Source organism: Providencia sp. PROV119 (genome assembly GCF_028482435.1).
GTDB lineage: Bacteria > Pseudomonadota > Gammaproteobacteria > Enterobacterales > Enterobacteriaceae > Providencia > Providencia stuartii.
Map to the genome: position 1 here is coordinate 13,103 of NZ_JAMPQL010000024.1, position 18,796 is coordinate 31,898.

Sequence of the window (18,796 nt, forward strand, 5' to 3'; positions counted from 1 at the left end):
CTAGATAATAAGGCAGAAACGGTATGAATAAACAGGAATTTATTTCTCGTCGTAACGCATTATTGGCTCAGATGAAGCCAGCAAGCGCCGCTATTATTTTTTCAGCGCCTGTGGCTCAACGCAATGCAGATTGCGAATACCCGTATCGTCAGCACAGCGACTTTCTTTACCTGACAGGGTTTAGTGAGCCTGAAGCCGTTTTACTGCTAATCAAAAGTGATGAAAAACATAGCCATACGGTGCTTTTTAACCGTGTTCGTGATTTAACGGCTGAAATCTGGTTTGGTCGTCGATTAGGGCAAGAAGCAGCGCCTGAAAAACTGGGCGTTAGTAAAGCATTACCATTTGATGAAATTGAAGAACAACTCTATCAACTCCTTAATGGACTTGATGTGATTTATCACGCGCAAGGCGAATTCGAATATGCAGACAAACTAGTTTTCGGTGCGCTAGATATTCTTCGTAAAGGTAGTCGCCGCAATTTGCGCGCACCAAATACTATGATTGATTGGCGTCCTTTAGTGCATGAGATGCGTTTATTTAAATCGGAAGCTGAAATTGCGGTGATGCGCAAAGCAGGTGAGATCTCTGCATTAGCGCATATCAGAGCAATGAAGACCTGTAAACCAGGCATGTATGAATATCAGCTTTGTGGGGAGTTGGAGCACGAATTCACTCGCCATGGGGCACGCTACCCCTCGTATAACTCGATCGTTGGCAGCGGCGAAAATGCCTGCATTCTGCATTACACTGAAAATGAAAGTGAAATGAAAGATGGAGAGTTGGTGTTAATTGATGCGGGGGCTGAATTTGATGGCTATGCTGGTGATATTACACGTACTTTCCCCGTCAATGGTAAATTTACGCAGCCGCAACGCGCTATTTACGATATCGTACTGAAAGCATTGAATACGGCTTTAGAATTATATCGTCCGGGCACCAGCATTCATGAAGTGACGCAAAAAATCATTCGAATCAAAGTTGAAGGACTTGTGGAACTGGGTATTTTGCATGGCGATGTCGATCAATTGATCGAAAACAAAGCACATTTCCCATTCTTTATGCATGGTTTAAGCCATTGGCTGGGGTTAGATGTTCATGATGTCGGATGCTATGGGGTTGAGCGTGATAGGATCTTAGAGCCGGGCATGGTTCTGACCGTAGAGCCGGGGCTGTATATTGCGCCTGATGCAGATGTGCCACCAGAGTATCGCGGGATCGGTATCCGCATAGAAGATGACATTGTGATTACCGAAAATGGTAATGAAAACTTGACCGATTTAGTGGTGAAGGACCCTGATGAAATCGAGGCATTAATGGCTGAAGCTAAAAATGCTTAAAATAAGTAGTAAAAGGTAATTAATACAACATGAACGTGATTATTGTTGGTGGTGGAATGGCAGGGGCAACATTGGCTCTGGCTATTTCATCATTAAGCCAAGGAAAATTGTCAGTATCACTGATAGAAGCTTCCTTACCGGAAGGCACACATCCAGGGTTTGATGCTCGAGCGATAGCGCTTGCCCATGGAACATGTCAGCGATTGTCTAAAATTGGTATTTGGGAAGCACTGGCGGATTGTGTCACACCAATAACTCATGTTCATGTTTCCGATAGAGGGCATGCCGGGTTTGTCAATATCAACGCGCAGGATTATCACATCCCTGAGCTTGGTAATGTGATTGAACTCCATGATGCAGGGGAGCGCTTATTTGCCTTATTGCGTAAAGCTCCCGGCGTTACTCTGTATTGCCCTGCGAAAGTTGAAAATATCCAGCGGCACAGTGAATGTGTGTCAGTCACGCTAGATAACGGCGAAACTCTTTCAGGCTCCTTATTGGTGGCCGCAGATGGTAGCCATTCTGCCGTGGGCCATGCCTGCCATATGCAGTGGCAGCAGGACGATTATGGGCAAGTTGCAATAATTGCCAATGTAAAAACGGCGATAAACCCACACGGGCAAGCATTCGAGCGTTTTACTGAGTTTGGCCCTTTAGCCTTGTTGCCGATGTCGCAAGGGCGCAGCTCATTAGTTTGGTGCCATCATCAAGAGCAAGCCGAAACGATTAAAATGTGGGATGATGAAACATTCATTCAGCAACTTCAGCAAGCTTTTGGCTGGCGGCTTGGTAAAATCACTCAAGTGGGAACACGGTTTTGTTATCCGTTATCCCTTCGAAAAGCGTTAAATCCAATTAGCCATCGAACTGTGTTAGTGGGAAATGCAGCGCAAACGCTACACCCTATTGCAGGGCAAGGTTTTAATCTTGGGATCCGTGATGTCATGCAGTTAGCGGAATTGGTGGTTGCCGCACATCAACAAGGTCAGGATATTGGCGCTTATGCACTGTTAAATACGTATCAGCAAGCGCGTGCTATTGATAGAGAACGAACGGTCACCATGACAGATGGTTTGGTTCGTATTTTTGCAAATCGCTGTTTGCCGTTAGTGGTTGGACGTAATTTAGGTTTAATGGCAATGGAAATGTTACCGTCAGTACGTGATGTATTAGCTCGTCAAACACTTGGCTGGGTGGCGGAACAATAACCACAGAACTAAGAGGAATAAAAATATGCAATCGTTTGATGTGGTTATCGCCGGTGGTGGTATGGTTGGCCTAGCACTTGCCTGTGGTTTAGAAGGCACAGGGCTACGTGTTGCCGTAATTGAAAGTCATCCAGCGAAAAAGCCTTTTTCGGACAGTGACCCTTATGCACTGCGAGTGTCTGCGATTAATGCAGCGAGCGAAAAATTACTAAGCTATTTAGATGTTTGGTCAACAATAAAATCAATGAGGGCTTCAGCCTACAACGGCATGGAAGTTTGGGATAATGACAGCTTTGGTCGTATCCAGTTTTCTGCAAAAGAGCAGAACCTCTCCCATTTAGGGCATATTGTTGAAAATAACGTGATTCGTGATGCGTTATGGCAAAAAGCATCCACCTTGCGAGAGGTGACTATACTGGCACCGGCGACTATTCAAAAAGTCGTTTGGGGGGAAAATGATGTTTTTATTACCCTCACTGATGATTCGATGTTAACCGCAAGGCTTATTGTCGGGGCGGATGGTGCCAATTCTTGGTTACGTGGTCATGCCGATATCCCCCTGACATTTTGGGATTATGAGCACACGGCCTTAGTTGCGACGATCCGCACAGAGCAGCCCCATGAGGCGGTAGCACGCCAATCCTTTGATGGTAAAGGGATATTGGCATTTCTGCCGTTGAGTGACCCTCATCTATGTTCAATTGTTTGGTCTCAACCTGCCACAGAAGCAGCAAGACGTCAGCAAATGGATAAAGCAGATTTTGAAAAAGAGTTAGCGGTCGCATTTGATACGCGTTTAGGGCTATGTCAACTGGAGAGTGAACGACTGACTATCCCTTTAACGGGGCGTTACGCACGACAGTTTGCGGCGCAACGTTTAGCACTTCTTGGCGATGCCGCTCACACTATTCACCCATTGGCAGGGCAGGGAGTTAACTTAGGCTTTATGGATGTTGCCATGCTGTTAGGGGAAATCAAACGTCTACATCGTGAAGGTAAAGATTTCGGGCAATATTTCTACTTGCGTACTTTCGAGCGCCATCGTAAACACAGTGCGGCTTTGATGCTTGCTGGTATGCAAGGGTTCCGTGAATTATTTGATGGCAACAATCCGGCTAAGAAATTATTCCGTGATATAGGATTGGTGCTGGCAGATAGCTTACCCGGCGTGAAACCTCAACTACTTAATCATGCTATGGGCCTGTTTGATATGCCTGAATGGCTAGAAAAAGTTCAGCTAGCCCCCTCTAAATAATATTACCTATCAATTGGCAGTGGTAAACGCTGCCAATCCCTCTCTTTTTGTGTTCATGGAACACTCATTTTTTTCAATGATGGCAAGGCGATTATTGACGTAATTGCCATCGTTATTTTTTGTATTCATGATTGAGAAATTCTAATTATAGCCAAATTTCGCATTAGTTTTACTAATTTTGCTGTGAGATGCTAACATTGGTTTTTCACTAACATCTCTAGAGATACGATGATTAACTCTACGCTTTTAGGTTAAATATAGTGGGATTGAGTGATCATTCTCAATTTTTTAACAAAATTAGCTGGATTATGTCGCTTGTAATCAGTAATACAGAGTGTTGGTAGCCCTATTTTTTTTAATGGTTTCTTACTAAAAACAGTGGTAGTTTTTAATAAGATGTTATCGTTTGCGTAGCGTTATTGGCTGTGGCGTGATAAATCATTTTCCTGCACAGCAACAGTGGCGCTCACCCTATCATATTCAAATGTAAAGAGGGTATTCATGGCAAAGCAAACCCCGCTATATGATGAACATATAGCCTGCGGTGCGAAAATGGTGGATTTTCATGGTTGGATGATGCCATTGCACTACGGGTCACAAATCAATGAACATAATTTAGTGAGAACCGATGCTGGGATGTTTGATGTCTCCCACATGACTATTGTTGATCTACATGGTGAAGGTTGCCGCGATTTCCTTCGCTATCTTCTCGCAAATGATATTGCCAAGCTGACCGACAAAGGGAAGGCACTTTATACGGGGATGTTAAATGCTTCTGGCGGAGTCATTGACGATTTAATTGTTTATTACCTTAATGATGATTTCTACCGCTTGGTTGTCAACTCCGCGACCCGTGATAAGGATATCGCATGGATTGAACAGCATATGAAATCGTATCCTGTCTCTATTGAAGTGCGTGATGATCTTGCCCTATTAGCGGTTCAAGGCCCTACAGCGCAACAAAAAGTCCATTCGCTATTGACGCCATCACAATGTGCCCTGTTGGCAGATATGAAGCCATTCTATGGGGTGCAAGCCGATGAACTCTTTATTGCAACTACGGGCTATACTGGCGAAAAAGGCTATGAAATAGCATTGCCGAAAGCGCAAGTGGTCGAGTTTTGGCATCAATTGCTGAAAGCCGGTGTTCATCCCGCAGGGTTAGGTGCGCGTGATACTTTGCGCCTTGAGGCTGGCATGAATTTATATGGGCAAGACATGGATGAGACTATCTCACCACTGGCTGCCAATATGGGATGGACGATCGCTTGGAAGCCTGAAGACCGCCAATTCATCGGTCGTGAAGCATTAGAGAAATTAAAAGAGCAAGGCACCGAAAAATTAGTCGGTATTGTTATGCGTGAAAAAGGCATATTACGAGCAGGCCAAACGGTACGTTTCACCGACGATTTAGGTAAATTACAAGAAGGGGTTATTACCAGCGGCTCTTTCTCGCCAACACTCGGTTTCAGTATTGCCTTGGCACGTGTGCCAAAAGAAATACAAGATAAAGCCATTGTTGAAATACGTAACCGAGAAATGCCTGTTGAGGTGGTAAAACCTGGGTTTGTGCGGGAAGGAAAAGCCCTCGTTTAAGAGTGGCTAATCCCCCCATAATGAAAAAATTCGTAAATAAGAGTGAGGTTGATGATGAGTAATGTTCCTGCAGAGCTGAAATATACCCGTGAGCATGAGTGGGTCCGTCATGAAGGTGATGGCGTTTACACCGTAGGTATTACCGAGCATGCCCAAGAGTTATTAGGTGATATGGTGTTTGTCGATCTCCCCGAAGTGGGCAGCTCTGTTGATATTGGAAGTGAATGTGCGGTTGTCGAATCTGTTAAAGCTGCATCCGATATTTATGTTCCACTAAGTGGTGAAATCATTGAAGTTAACGAAGCGCTAGTTGATGCGCCTGAACTGGTCAATGAGCAACCTTATCAAGAAGGTTGGATTTTCCGTATTAAAATTACCGACGAATCAGAACTGGCTGATTTGTTAGATGCTGACGCTTACTCAGCATTGCTCGAAGAAGACGAATAATACCGTAAAACGCCCCGTAATGCTGTCATTACGGGGCGTTTTGCTTTGAAGCCTACCCTTTAGCAGCAGATTAGATATAGGAATGGGAACACAGCTATGACGATGCCTCTGAGTCAATTAGAAAACCGTTCGGAATTTATTCAACGCCATATTGGTCCATCAGAACAACAAGTAAAAACGATGTTGGACACTGTGGGTGCCACCTCTCTTGATGCACTGACAGACAATATTGTCCCTAAAGCCATTTTATTGGCAGAGCCACCAAGAGTCGGTGGTGGGGCGACAGAACAAGAAGCGTTAGCAGAATTGAAAGCAATAGCGAGTTTAAATAAGCGCTACAAGAGTTATATTGGGATGGGGTACGCCCCGGCTATTTTACCGCCCGTTATTTTACGTAACTTACTCGAAAACCCAGGTTGGTATACGGCTTATACGCCTTATCAGCCAGAAGTGTCTCAAGGACGCTTGGAATCGTTATTAAACTTTCAGCAATTAACGATTGATTTAACAGGGCTTGAATTAGCTTCCGCTTCCCTTTTAGATGAAGCGACAGCAGCGGCGGAAGCCATGGCGATGGCGAAACGTATTAGTAAATTAAAAAATGCTGAACGTTTTTTTGTTGCTGACGATATTCATCCACAAACATTAGATGTTGTTCGCACCCGTGCAGGCACATTTGGCTTTGAAGTGATAGTCGATAAAGCTGAGAAAGTCCTTGAACACGAAGGTGTGTTTGGGACGTTATTGCAGCAAGTAGGCTCGACTGGTGAAGTCCATGACTACAGTGAACTGTATGCGCAACTCAAAGAGCGTAAAATTATAAGTTGTGTGGCCGCTGAAATGATGGCTCTGGTGATGTTAACCGCACCGGGTAAGCAAGGCGCTGATATTGTCTTTGGCTCAGCACAGCGCTTTGGTGTGCCTATGGGGTATGGTGGTCCACATGCTGCATTTTTTGCTTGCCGAGATGAATACAAGCGCGCAATGCCTGGCCGTATTATTGGTGTATCTCGCGATGCGTCCGGTCATACTGCACTGCGTATGGCGATGCAAACTCGAGAACAACATATTCGCCGTGAAAAAGCAAACTCAAATATCTGTACGTCACAGGTGTTGCTAGCAAATATTGCCGCAATGTATGCCGTTTACCATGGCCCAAAAGGGTTAAAATTGATTGCTGAGCGTATTCATCGCTTGACATCTATTTTCGCTAAGGCGCTACAAGATGCGGGTATCACACTACGTCATAAGAGCTGGTTTGACACACTCTCAATTGAGGTAGCAGATAAAGCTGCCGTTCTGGCGCGGGCGGAAAGTGCGAAGGTCAACTTACGTACTGATATTCATGGTGCAGTTGGTATCACATTCAGTGAAACAACAACACGCCAAGACTTGAATGAGCTATTCACTATCATCACAGGAAATGAGCAAAAATTGGATTTCGAACAACTTGATAAACAAGTTTCGGCCCAAGAGAGTGCTATTTGCCCTTCAATGCAACGTGATGATGCCATTTTGTCGCATCCGAATTTCAACCGTTATCATAGTGAAACGGAAATGATGCGCTATATGCACAGCCTAGAGCGTAAAGATCTCGCATTGAACCAAGCGATGATCCCGCTAGGCTCTTGTACGATGAAGCTAAATGCTGCGGCTGAAATGTTGCCGATCACATGGCCTGAATTTGGCGAAATGCATCCATTCTGCCCACCGGAGCAAGCTCAGGGCTATCATCAAATGATTGAGCAGCTATCACATTGGTTAGTTCAGTTAACAGGGTATGATGCAGTCTGTATGCAGCCTAACTCAGGTGCCCAAGGTGAATATGCAGGGTTATTGGCAATTCGCCGCTACCATGAAAGCCGCCATGAAGGACACCGTAATATTTGCCTTATCCCTGCATCGGCACACGGCACCAACCCTGCATCAGCACATATGGCTGGTATGGAAGTGGTGGTGGTACGCTGTGATGATGAAGGGAATATCGATCTGGTGGATTTACGTCAGCAGGCAGAAAAACATAGCGATAATCTTTCGTGTGTGATGGTGACTTACCCGTCAACTCATGGCGTGTATGAAGAGAGCATCAAAGAGGTTTGTGAGATCATTCATCAGTTTGGTGGGCAAGTGTACCTCGATGGTGCCAATATGAACGCACAAGTAGGCCTAACAACGCCAGGTTATATTGGTGCCGATGTTTCTCACCTCAATTTACACAAAACCTTCTGTATCCCACACGGTGGTGGCGGCCCAGGTATGGGGCCAATTGGCGTGAAAAAACATTTAGCGCCATTTGTTCCGGGGCATTCAGTTGTTGAACAAGAGATGATCACTGAGCAAGGCGCAGTTTCGGCAGCACCTTTTGGTAGTGCGTCCATTCTGCCAATCAGTTGGATGTACATTCGTATGATGGGATCTTATGGTCTGAGAAAAGCAAGTCAGGTAGCGATTTTAAACGCGAACTACATTGCTAAACGTCTACAAGGCCGCTATGACATTCTGTATACAGGTCGTGATGGCTACGTTGCTCACGAATGTATTGTTGACTTGCGCCCAATTAAGAAAGATACAGGGATCAGCGAATTAGATATCGCAAAACGCCTCATCGATTATGGTTTCCATGCACCAACCATGTCATTCCCTGTTGCGGGTACATTGATGATTGAACCAACAGAATCAGAAAGTCTGGTGGAAATTGATCGGTTTGTTGATGCGATGTTAGCCATCCGCAATGAAATTGACAAAGTGGCTAATGGGGAATGGACACTGGAAGATAACCCACTGGTTAATGCTCCACATGTTCAAACAGAGCTAGTGGCGCAGTGGGAGCATGCCTATAGCCGCGAGTTAGCTGTATTCCCAACAGCGGCCACAAAAGCAAACAAATATTGGCCTGCCGTGAAGCGCTTGGATGATGTTTATGGTGATCGCCATTTACATTGTTCCTGTGTGCCGATTGAAGAGTATATGTGATTAGCGTGTTGTAAATAATAGGTAGCCCTCAATAGTTGTATTATCAATTATTGGGGGTTTTTAGTTATAGTGGGGAAAGGATAAAACGCATCTTTTTCATCAATCGATAGCCGTTGGTATTTTCCGCGTGATAACACGATTGAGTTAAATACCCGATATTATTACCGGGTATTTGATTCACTGATTCACACCAAGAGCAAACTCTATTGGTGAATAAATTACAACAACCAACCTTTTTGCTGGGCGAGTTTCAATTGTGGTAAGAGTTGCTCCCAAAATTCAGGAAACACTTCTTCTATAAACTCATTTCGAGCGATCACTTGCTCTAGGCGAATATTATTCTCGACCCAACTTTGCCCTTGATTATGTAAATTTAAGAGCATAGGAATGGTTCTATCGATAACATTGGCAAATTTCGCATCCAATGTTTCTGCCGCATCATACTCTTTCCATAAAGCCAAAAATTGCTCATTTTGTGGGGAAGGGAGTAAGCCAAAAATACGAACAGCAGCTTTGACCTCTTCTTCGCGAATAGCATCACGTGCCGCAACATCGTAAACCAAAACATCACCTGCATCGATTTCGACGATATCATGTACTAAGGCCAACTTAATGGCGTGATCAACATTCACTCCTTTGACATAAGGCGCGAAACTCATTGCAGCCATAGCAAATTGCCAACTATGCTCCGCTGTATTTTCCTGCCTCTCATTGTTGAGTAATTTATTTTTGCGATAAACACTTTTTAGTTTATCCAACTCCATTAAAAATTGGATAACTTCGGTAAAGCCGCCAAAATCTAAAACGTCAACGGACTTATTACCTTTTGCAGATGACATAAAAACCTCAATTATTTTTCTTCTTCCAACGAGTAAGGGAGTGGCTGAATAGTTAGGTGGCTTTGCTCATCCCCTGTAACACGAAATACACTATCCGCTTCCATATCATTATTCATAATGATTTGAATATTCACTTCACCATTTGCTAATTTCACCGCAGCAAGAACAGTACCGGTACGGCGCCATTTATCACCTAATTGCCATTCTACACCTTCACCGACTGCCGGAACGGATGTTGCTGTGCCTTTCAGCCAATACATCGCCCGCTTATTGGCGCCACGGAATTTTGCCCGTGCGACCATTTCTTGTCCGGTATAGCAACCTTTTTTAAAGCTAATACCATAAGGTAAGGCTTGCAGGTTGGTGGCTTGAGGCAAATGTTGCGCGCTGCTGGCTTGTTCGATGACGGCGTATCCCGCTTCTATTTCTAGTGATAACCATTGCTCATCATTAACCACTTCCGCATTAAGCGAGTCGGTAATTTTTTGTGCGGTTGCTTGATCTGTGACGATAAGAAAACGTTCGTTAGGCAATGCGTAATGTAAAATTGTTGAGACGCCATCAACGGTGACTTGGTTTTCTGCATCAGGTAGCGTAGTGAATATAGTGGCTAATGCTTCGCGAGCGCCTTTCCCCGCGACACCGAGTAATTTTAGCTCTTGCTTATGTTCAAAGGTGACTTTCGAGAACACCGCGTATTTTTTTAGCTCGGCTAATTGGCTATCAAGTACGCTGGCTCTTTCAATATAAGAGAAACCATCAAGGTGGTGGAATAGACGCAAGTCACTCCACATTTTCCCTTTAGGATCACAGTGAGCGGTTAAGGTGTGTTGTGCTGGTGTCATTGCGCTAACATCAGCCGTAACTTGCCCTTGAAGGTACTTTTCAGCATCAAGGCCATGCAAATGAATTAATCCCCAGTTTTCCAGTGAAATCAATATAAGTGGTAAAGACTGAGAATCGAGAGGGAATTGTTTTGAGTGAGCAACTTCAGTAGTCATGATTTCACCTGTTTTTCTTTCGTATCAGAAGGGGGTTAATGGTAAAAGAGCTGGATTACATTGCAAGTAGTTATTATGATGCGCTATCAATTATTCAATATTTTTAATCGGCATTCTTGGATAAAAGCGCGATAGAGTGATGAAAATTATCGACATTGTACGATAGGTCATGTTTTCCCAATCAATTATCTGTTAGAGTATTGAAAATAATTAATCTTATCAGTTAACTGCAACAAATAAGGTCGTAGTGGAATGGATATAGAGAATAAAGCAAGAATTCATTGGGCTTGCCGTCGTGGTATGCGTGAGTTGGATATTTCCATCATGCCATTCTTTGAATATGAATATGAAGGACTCTCTGACAAGGACAAGCGTACTTTTGTTCGTTTACTTGAGTGTGCAGACCCTGATCTGTTTAACTGGTTAATGAATCATGGGCGCCCAGACGACGATGAGTTGTTTGGTATGGTTAAATTGATTCAGGAAAGAAATAAAAATCGTGGTCCTGTGGAAATCTAATCTCTCCATTTCATGGAAAACTCAGCTTTTTTCAACCTGTGCTCATGGGGTAGTCGGCTTTATTCTATTGGTCGCACCATGGGCGCCAGGGAATTCAATGGTGTGGTTGCCGCTGTTAGTGATTGTGATTGCTAGCTGGGCAAAAAGCCAAAAAAGCATCAGTAAAATCAAAGGGACTGCGGTGCTGGTTAATGGCAATAAAGTCCAATGGAAAAAGAATGAGTGGAGTATCGTTAAGCAACCTTGGTGTAGCCGTGTGGGGGTATTATTGACACTCAGTGCCTTACAAGGTAAGCCACAGAAGATCCGTTTATGGGTTGCAAAAGATGCCTTATCAGAAGAGAGCTGGCGTAATTTAAACCAACTATTACTGCAATATCCTGATATTTAATCATTAGGGGTTATTGCAGTAATGGGGAAAGTCAGCATAGTCAACTTACAGTAATTCTTCAATCTCGGTTAAGATTTGCATACACCACTGTGCGATACGCTCATCGGTCTCTTCAAATTGATTCACATCATCTAAAGCCAAACCAACGAACTGTGTACCATCTTCTGTCAGTGCTTTCGGGCTTTCGAATTGGTAACCATCGAGTGGCCAAAAGCCTACAAATTGCACCCCTGTTGGCTTTAGTTGATGATATAGCATGCCTAGTGCATCAAGAAACCATTCACTATAATCAATCTGATCGCCCATCCCATACATAGCAACAATTTTGTTGTTAAGCTTAAGATTGGGAAGCGCATCCCAAATTGCCAGCCAGTCTTCTTGTATTTCACCAAAATCCCACGTAGGGATACCCAAAATGAGAACGTCATACTGCTCCATCAGTTCAGGCGGTGTATCGTTGACATTATGTAATGTAACCAAATCTTCACCGAGGATATCGCGTATTTTTTCCGCGACAATTTCGGTATAACAAGTACTAGAACCGTAAAAGAGACCTATTTTCATGTTAATGTAACTAGTTTTCATTGCAGTAGAGAGGTATTGTAACAGAATGAACGGTATCGGGCACACACTCTCAATATTTTAGGGGGATGAGAAGACGAACCGAACATCACCAATAGCGCTGTAACTTGAGATAGGATAGGTATAATAGCTTACGTGGCGGTTATGAAGAGGGATATAAGCAGCGTGGAAACCAAACAGCTTAATCCATTAATTGAGCAATTTCTTGATACCATTTGGTTAGAGCAAGATCTCGCTGAAAATACATTGGCATCTTATCGTTTAGATTTGCAATTATTAGATAAGTGGCTGGAAGCGAATCAATTGGATTTGGAAAGTGTTCAATCAATCGATTTACAATCGTTTTTGGCAGAACGGATTGAAGGGGGATACAAAGCGGCTAGCTCTGCGCGTCTATTAAGCGCTATGCGGCGTTTATTCCAATATTTTTATCGTGAAAAAATACGGCTTGATGATCCTTCAGCGGTGATTGCCGCACCTAAAATACCACAACGGCTACCAAAAGATTTGAGTGAACAGCAGGTTGAAGACCTACTGAATGCCCCTGCAACCGAGGATCCTCTTGAGCTTCGCGATAAAGCAATGTTGGAAGTCCTGTATGCTTGTGGGTTACGAGTCTCAGAGCTGGTGGGGTTAACTTTCTCTGATATTAGCCTACGGCAAGGTGTCATACGTGTTGTGGGGAAAGGGAATAAAGAAAGATTGATTCCTCTGGGAGAAGAGGCTATTTATTGGGTAGAAAAATACCTTGAAGAAGGTAGGCCTGACTTACTCAATGGTAAAGCCAGTGATGTTTTATTTCCTAGCAAACGTGGCACAAAAATGACGCGCCAAACATTTTGGCATCGTATTAAACATTATGCGGTGATTGCGAATATCGATTCTGAAGCGTTATCACCACACGTTCTACGCCATGCATTTGCGACACATTTACTGAATCACGGCGCCGACTTACGAGTTGTGCAAATGCTATTAGGGCATAGTGATCTCTCTACGACACAGATTTATACACATGTCGCAACCGAGCGTTTGCGCATGTTACATGAGCAGCATCATCCAAGGGGGTGATGTGCGTTAAAGGATAATTATGAAACATAAACTACTCTTATGGGCGGCTTGCATTGCAACATTTTCCGCCTCAGTGTCTGCGGCAACAGATGATAAAGTGATTGAAGAGAAGCTTGCCAGATATAATATCTCTGTAGAATCAATCAAACCATCGCCTATTGTAGGGCTTAATACTATTGATACTTCAGATGGTATTATTTATGTAACTGATGATGGGAAATATTTATTACAAGGCCCTATTTATGATTTAAGCGGCAAAATGCCAGTCAACATTTCTAATCAACCACTCATGAAAAAGGTTGAAGCGCTAAAAGATGAAATGATCGTCTTTAAAGCGCCGAAAGAGAAGTATGTGGTTACAGTATTTACCGATATTACCTGTAGCTACTGCAAAAAATTCCATGAATCGGTTGGTGAATTAAATAGCAAAGGTATCACAGTACGTTACCTCGCTTACCCACGCCAAGGCTTGGAGCATGAGTCTGCAAAACAAATGGCATCTATATGGTGTAATGCGCTCCCTCAAAGTGCATTAACTAAAGCATTTAAAGGTGACGAAGTTGCCATGATTGATGAATGTAAAATTGATCTCAGTAAACACGTTAAGTTAGGTAGCCAATTTAAAATGACAGGAACGCCAGCGATCGTGTTACCTGATGGGCAATTATTGTCGGGTTATTTATCCCCCGATAAACTGTTAAAGATACTCGAACAAAATAGTTAACCATTGTGAATGTAGAAACTTTTTTACGCCAGCGTACACTCGCTGAGGATATTAAAACACTGGATGGTTTTCCTGAAATCCTTCAGCGAGTTTATGCCCATCGAGGCGTGACGGATATTTCACAGCTAGAGCGTAAAGCCGCTAACTTATTAGATTACCGCACGTTATCAGGGATAGATAACGCATTAACGCTACTTTATAGTGCATTGGAGAACCATAGCGTAATTACCATCGTAGGGGATTTCGATGCTGATGGCGCTACGAGTACGGCTTTAGCTATTCGCGCATTAAAATCAATGGGATATGTGAACTTAAATTACATTGTTCCAAATCGGTTTGAAAATGGTTATGGGCTGACGCCTCTTGTCGTTGAGGAAGCCTACAAACGCGGCGCGGATCTTATCATCACCGTTGATAATGGTATTTCGTCACACGAAGGTGTCGAAGCGGCTAGGCAGCATGATATTAAGGTCATTGTGACGGATCATCATCTTCCGGGAGATGTATTACCGAAGGCCGATGCCATTATTAACCCTAATCTAGAAGGGTGCCAATTTGCTTCTAAATCATTAGCAGGCGTTGGCGTGACTTTCTACTTAATGTCCGCGTTACGCGCCAAATTGCGCCAAGAAGGCTGGTTTGTTAAGCAGGGAATGAGCGAACCTAATTTAGCCGAATTCTTAGATTTAGTTGCGCTCGGAACAGTGGCAGATGTTGTTCCACTTGATACTAATAATCGTATTTTAGTGCATCAAGGTCTGCATCGTGTCAGGGCGGGGCGTTGTTGTGCGGGGATCAAAGCATTAATCGAGGTCTCAAAGCGGGAATGCTCTCGTTTGGTCGCCAACGACTTTGGTTTTGCTTTAGGGCCTCGTTTGAATGCCGCAGGGCGTTTAGATGATATGTCTGTGAGTATTGAATTACTCCTGACCGATGATATGGCTTATGCGCGAGAACTGGCTAACGAGCTGGATGGATTAAACCAAGCACGGCGGGAAATTGAAGCGGGGATGCAACAAGAAGCTTCCGTGTTATTTAATAAAATTGAGTATAGTGATAGCCAATTACCCAATGGGCTAGCTATCTATCATCCTGAGTGGCACCAAGGGGTTGTGGGAATATTGGCGTCAAGGATTAAAGAACAATATCACCGCCCTGTGATTGCTTTTGCACCCGCGGGTGACGGCACATTAAAAGGCTCAGGGCGCTCAGTACCAGGGGTGCATATGCGCGATGCATTAGAGCGCCTAAATACCCTACAACCGGGGCTAATGCAAAAATTTGGTGGTCATGCCATGGCGGCTGGCTTGAGCCTAGAAGAGAGTAAATTTGGCTTATTTAAGCAGCATTTTGAATCATTGATGGGGGAACTTATTCAACCCGATCAACTATCAGGTGTTGTTTGGAGTGATGGTGAACTCAAACAGGATGAGTTCACATTAGAAATTGCTGAGTTACTACGTGAAAGCGGCCCTTGGGGGCAATCATTCCCTGAGCCTGTTTTTGACGGCTATTTTCGGTTGCTGCAACAGCGCTTAGTGGGTGAACGCCATCTTAAAATGATGTTAGAGCCAGTGAAGGGAGGGCCAATGCTGGATGCGATTATGTTTAATATCGATGTGCGGCGGTGGCCTGATAATAGTGTGAAACGCGCAAAAATTGCGTTTAAACTAGATGTTAACGAGTTTCGAGGTCAAAAGAGTGTTCAACTGATGGTTGAGCACATTTGGCCTGAATAAGGGAACTTTCTCAGTTTACGTCGATGAGAGGTAAGATTCGCTTTTGCAGTGCTATAAATTTTAGTGAAATTCCGTTATCATTGACGGTTTGTGAAGAATTTATTCTATTTATAACGACCAAACATAAGACATTGAAAAATGACGTTTGAAATTAACCCAGTAAAAAGTAAGATTCAGGACCTATCTGAGCGAACAGCGGTCCTTAGGGGGTATCTTTGACTATGATGCCAAGAAAGAACGCTTAGAAGAAGTTAATGCGGAACTTGAGCAACCAGATGTCTGGAACGAACCTGAAAGAGCACAGGCGTTAGGTAAAGAGCGATCTTCTCTTGAGTCGATTGTTGACACCATAGATCAAATGACCCAAGGCCTTGAAGACGTTGAAGGCTTACTCGAACTTGCTATTGAAGCTGATGATGAAGACACCTTTAATGAAGCAGGTGAAGAGTTAACTCAGCTCCAAGCAAAACTAGAGCAGCTTGAGTTTCGCCGGATGTTTTCTGGTGAATATGATAGCGCTGATTGCTACATTGATTTACAAGCCGGTTCTGGCGGTACTGAAGCCCAAGATTGGGCCAGTATGTTAATGCGTATGTACTTACGTTGGGCAGAATCGAAAGGCTTCAAAACAGAAATTATTGAAGAATCAGATGGCGATGTGGCGGGTTTAAAATCGGCAACCATTAAAGTTATCGGTGATTATGCTTACGGTTGGCTAAGAACAGAATCCGGCGTACACCGTCTCGTGCGTAAAAGCCCATTTGATTCAGGGGGGCGCCGCCATACGTCGTTTAGCTCCGCCTTTATTTACCCTGAAGTTGATGACGATATTGATATCGAAATTAACCCAGCAGATTTACGCATTGATGTTTACCGCGCTTCTGGTGCGGGTGGGCAGCACGTAAACAAAACTGAGTCAGCAGTACGTATTACGCACATACCTACAAATATTGTGACTCAATGTCAGAATGACCGTTCGCAACATAAAAACAAAGATCAAGCCATGCGCCAGTTAAAAGCGAAGCTTTATGAACTGGAGATGCAGAAAAAGAATGCTGATAAGCAAGCGATGGAAGAGAATAAATCGGATATTGGCTGGGGTAGCCAAATTCGTTCTTATGTCCTTGATGATGCACGTATTAAAGATTTACGTACTGGTGTGGAAACGCGTAATACGCAAGCCGTACTGGATGGTGATTTGGATAAATTCATTGAAGCTAGCTTGAAAGCTGGCCTGTGAGGAAAAAATGTCTCAGCAGCAACAACAGGGTGCAGAACAAGCACCCGATTTGAATAACGAATTGAAAGCACGTAAAGAAAAACTCGTTGCTTTACGTGAAAAAGGGATCCCATTCCCGAATGATTTCCGTCGTGATATCACATCGGAAAAGATCCACGCACAATATGATGAAAAATCAGCGGAAGAGCTAGAAGACTTAAATATTGAAGTCGCCATTGCTGGTCGTATGATGACTCGTCGTATTATGGGTAAAGCATCATTTGCAACCCTGCAAGATGTGGGTGGTCGTATTCAAATCTATGTTTCTCGCGATGACTTAGCGGAAGGCGTTTATAACGAGCAATTTAAAAAGTGGGATTTAGGCGATATTTTAGGCGCTAAAGGCCGCTTATTTAAAACCAAAACAGGTGAATTGACTGTCCATTGTCACGAAGTGCGTCTACTGACGAAAGCACTGCGCCCATTACCGGACAAATTCCACGGTTTAGCAGACCAAGAAACACGTTATCGTCAACGTTACCTTGATCTGATTGCCAACGATGAATCTCGCCACACCTTTATGGTTCGTTCGAAGATCTTAGCTGAGCTACGTAACTTTATGGTCGGCAAAGGCTTTATGGAAGTGGAAACACCAATGATGCAAGTTATCCCTGGTGGTGCTTCTGCTCGTCCATTTGTGACTCACCACAATGCGCTGGATATCGATATGTATCTGCGTATCGCTCCTGAACTGTACCTAAAACGTTTAGTGGTTGGTGGTTTCGAACGTGTGTTTGAAATTAACCGCAACTTCCGTAACGAAGGCCTGTCTCCACGTCATAACCCTGAGTTCACTATGATGGAACTCTATATGGCGTATGCTGATTACCGTGACCTAATCGATCTGACTGAAGAGTTATTCCGCACGTTAGCGCAGAATGTTTTAGGAAACACTGTCGTTAAATACGGTGAGCAAGAGTTTGATTTTGGTAAACCATTTGCCAAATTGACCATGAAGGAAGCCATTTGTAAATATCGTCCTGAAACTAACGTTGCTGATTTGGATGATATGGATAAAGCGGTTGCAATTGCCCAGTCTATCGGCATCAAGGTAGAAAATAGCTGGGGCTTAGGTCGTGTTCAATGTGAAATTTTTGAAGAGGTTGCAGAAAGCCACCTGATCCAACCAACTTTCATTATTGAATATCCAGCGGAAGTTTCACCATTAGCTCGTCGCAATGATGAAAATCCATTTATCACCGACCGTTTTGAGTTTTTCATCGGTGGACGTGAAATCGGTAACGGTTTCTCTGAGTTAAATGACGCTGAAGACCAAGCAGAGCGTTTCGCTGAGCAAGTTCGTCAGAAAGATGAAGGTGATGACGAAGCGATGTTCTATGACGAAGACTATGTCACCGCATTAGAGCATGGTTTACCGCCAACGGCTGGCCTCGGGATTGGTATTGACCGTATGGTCATGCTATTTACTGACAGTCATACGATCCGTGACGTGATCTTATTCCCTGCATTACGCCCATCTAAAGCTTAGTGCTATCAATAACAATGCCCAGCTGAGTCTGGGCATTGTTTTATCCAATCCTAAATCGTTAAATAATACGTTAGTACAGTTAGCGATTATTAAATTATTACTTAAGTTAAATTATTTTTGTTAATGTATTTCCTTTATCAATAGGGCTTAATTATTTTTTATTGTTGCGCTTAAGTGGAAATACTCAGACATCATTTTTATGTTTATAACATAATAAGTGTAATGTACTTAACAAAATGTTAATAGATAAAAGATTCGAATTTGTTTTTTTGTTAGAAAATATTTCATATATTGAAATATTGTACTTTTCAGAAAAATCAAATAGTCACCGCCGTCCTACAGTGGA

Annotated in this window: 16 protein-coding genes; 13 read left to right on the plus strand and 3 right to left on the minus strand. The window is 43.4% G+C overall.

Annotation, left to right across the window (positions count from 1 at the left end; all coding sequences use genetic code 11):
- The first annotated feature begins 23 nt into the window (after positions 1 to 23).
- The 6 genes from pepP to gcvP all read left to right on the plus strand — a co-directional run bounded on the left by pepP (position 24) and on the right by gcvP (position 8,819).
- Positions 24 to 1,340, plus strand: coding sequence for a Xaa-Pro aminopeptidase (gene pepP / locus PSF11_RS17110; RefSeq protein ID WP_004921736.1), 1,317 nt, complete (start codon positions 24 to 26; stop codon positions 1,338 to 1,340).
- A 29-nt stretch (positions 1,341 to 1,369) separates the two neighbouring features.
- A complete protein-coding gene (gene ubiH / locus PSF11_RS17115; protein ID WP_072502435.1) occupies positions 1,370 to 2,548 on the plus strand; it encodes a 2-octaprenyl-6-methoxyphenyl hydroxylase in 1,179 nt (392 codons plus the stop codon).
- A gap of 25 nt (positions 2,549 to 2,573) precedes the next feature.
- Complete coding sequence (ubiI, locus tag PSF11_RS17120; protein WP_036941151.1) at positions 2,574 to 3,803, plus strand: FAD-dependent 2-octaprenylphenol hydroxylase; 1,230 nt, start codon at positions 2,574 to 2,576, stop codon at positions 3,801 to 3,803.
- Positions 3,804 to 4,304: 501 nt separating this feature from the next.
- Positions 4,305 to 5,399 carry a glycine cleavage system aminomethyltransferase GcvT gene (gene gcvT / locus PSF11_RS17125; protein WP_004921724.1) on the plus strand — a complete coding sequence of 365 codons (1,095 nt, stop codon included), beginning with the start codon at positions 4,305 to 4,307 and terminating at the stop codon, positions 5,397 to 5,399.
- 54 nt (positions 5,400 to 5,453) lie between these two features.
- Positions 5,454 to 5,846, plus strand: coding sequence for a glycine cleavage system protein GcvH (gcvH, locus tag PSF11_RS17130; protein ID WP_014656389.1), 393 nt, complete (start codon positions 5,454 to 5,456; stop codon positions 5,844 to 5,846).
- Positions 5,847 to 5,942: 96 nt separating this feature from the next.
- On the plus strand, positions 5,943 to 8,819 hold the full coding sequence (gene gcvP / locus PSF11_RS17135; protein ID WP_072502434.1) for an aminomethyl-transferring glycine dehydrogenase: 2,877 nt from the start codon (positions 5,943 to 5,945) through the stop codon (positions 8,817 to 8,819).
- 218 nt (positions 8,820 to 9,037) lie between these two features.
- Here gcvP and PSF11_RS17140 read toward each other — a convergent pair whose 3' ends face one another.
- Positions 9,038 to 9,658 carry an HD domain-containing protein gene (locus tag PSF11_RS17140; protein WP_004921714.1) on the minus strand — a complete coding sequence of 207 codons (621 nt, stop codon included), beginning with the start codon at positions 9,656 to 9,658 and terminating at the stop codon, positions 9,038 to 9,040.
- A gap of 11 nt (positions 9,659 to 9,669) precedes the next feature.
- A complete protein-coding gene (gene ygfZ / locus PSF11_RS17145; protein ID WP_004921711.1) occupies positions 9,670 to 10,659 on the minus strand; it encodes a tRNA-modifying protein YgfZ in 990 nt (329 codons plus the stop codon).
- A gap of 252 nt (positions 10,660 to 10,911) precedes the next feature.
- Here ygfZ and sdhE point away from each other — a divergent pair, with 252 nt between their 5' ends.
- Entirely contained in the window at positions 10,912 to 11,178 is a 267-nt protein-coding gene (gene sdhE / locus PSF11_RS17150; RefSeq protein WP_004921708.1) for an FAD assembly factor SdhE, read from the plus strand.
- Entirely contained in the window at positions 11,159 to 11,569 is a 411-nt protein-coding gene (locus tag PSF11_RS17155) for a protein YgfX (RefSeq protein WP_036941148.1), read from the plus strand. The genes sdhE and PSF11_RS17155 overlap by 20 nt, the downstream gene beginning before the upstream one ends.
- Before the next feature lie 45 nt (positions 11,570 to 11,614).
- Here the strand turns inward: PSF11_RS17155 and fldB are convergent, their stop codons facing one another.
- Positions 11,615 to 12,133 carry a flavodoxin FldB gene (fldB, locus tag PSF11_RS17160; protein ID WP_014656387.1) on the minus strand — a complete coding sequence of 173 codons (519 nt, stop codon included), beginning with the start codon at positions 12,131 to 12,133 and terminating at the stop codon, positions 11,615 to 11,617.
- 162 nt (positions 12,134 to 12,295) lie between these two features.
- Here fldB and xerD point away from each other — a divergent pair, with 162 nt between their 5' ends.
- The 5 genes from xerD (at position 12,296) to lysS (ending at position 18,450) form a co-directional block, all read left to right on the plus strand.
- Positions 12,296 to 13,219 carry a site-specific tyrosine recombinase XerD gene (gene xerD / locus PSF11_RS17165; RefSeq protein ID WP_072502433.1) on the plus strand — a complete coding sequence of 308 codons (924 nt, stop codon included), beginning with the start codon at positions 12,296 to 12,298 and terminating at the stop codon, positions 13,217 to 13,219.
- 19 nt (positions 13,220 to 13,238) lie between these two features.
- A complete protein-coding gene (dsbC, locus tag PSF11_RS17170) occupies positions 13,239 to 13,943 on the plus strand; it encodes a bifunctional protein-disulfide isomerase/oxidoreductase DsbC (protein WP_004921696.1) in 705 nt (234 codons plus the stop codon).
- A 5-nt stretch (positions 13,944 to 13,948) separates the two neighbouring features.
- Positions 13,949 to 15,682 (plus strand): single-stranded-DNA-specific exonuclease RecJ, encoded by a 1,734-nt coding sequence (gene recJ, locus PSF11_RS17175; RefSeq protein ID WP_004921693.1) that lies wholly within the window; start codon positions 13,949 to 13,951, stop codon positions 15,680 to 15,682.
- A gap of 138 nt (positions 15,683 to 15,820) precedes the next feature.
- Positions 15,821 to 16,922, plus strand: a protein-coding gene (prfB, locus tag PSF11_RS17180) for a peptide chain release factor 2 (protein ID WP_105874234.1) whose coding sequence is annotated in 2 segments (ribosomal slippage) — positions 15,821 to 15,898 and positions 15,900 to 16,922 — 1,101 coding nt in all. Because the reading frame shifts where the segments join, the coding sequence is not laid out codon by codon here.
- 7 nt (positions 16,923 to 16,929) lie between these two features.
- The gene (lysS, locus tag PSF11_RS17185; protein ID WP_004921686.1) at positions 16,930 to 18,450 is read left to right on the plus strand and encodes a lysine--tRNA ligase; all 1,521 of its coding nucleotides are present in this window, start codon (positions 16,930 to 16,932) and stop codon (positions 18,448 to 18,450) included.
- The last annotated feature ends 346 nt before the right edge of the window (positions 18,451 to 18,796 follow it).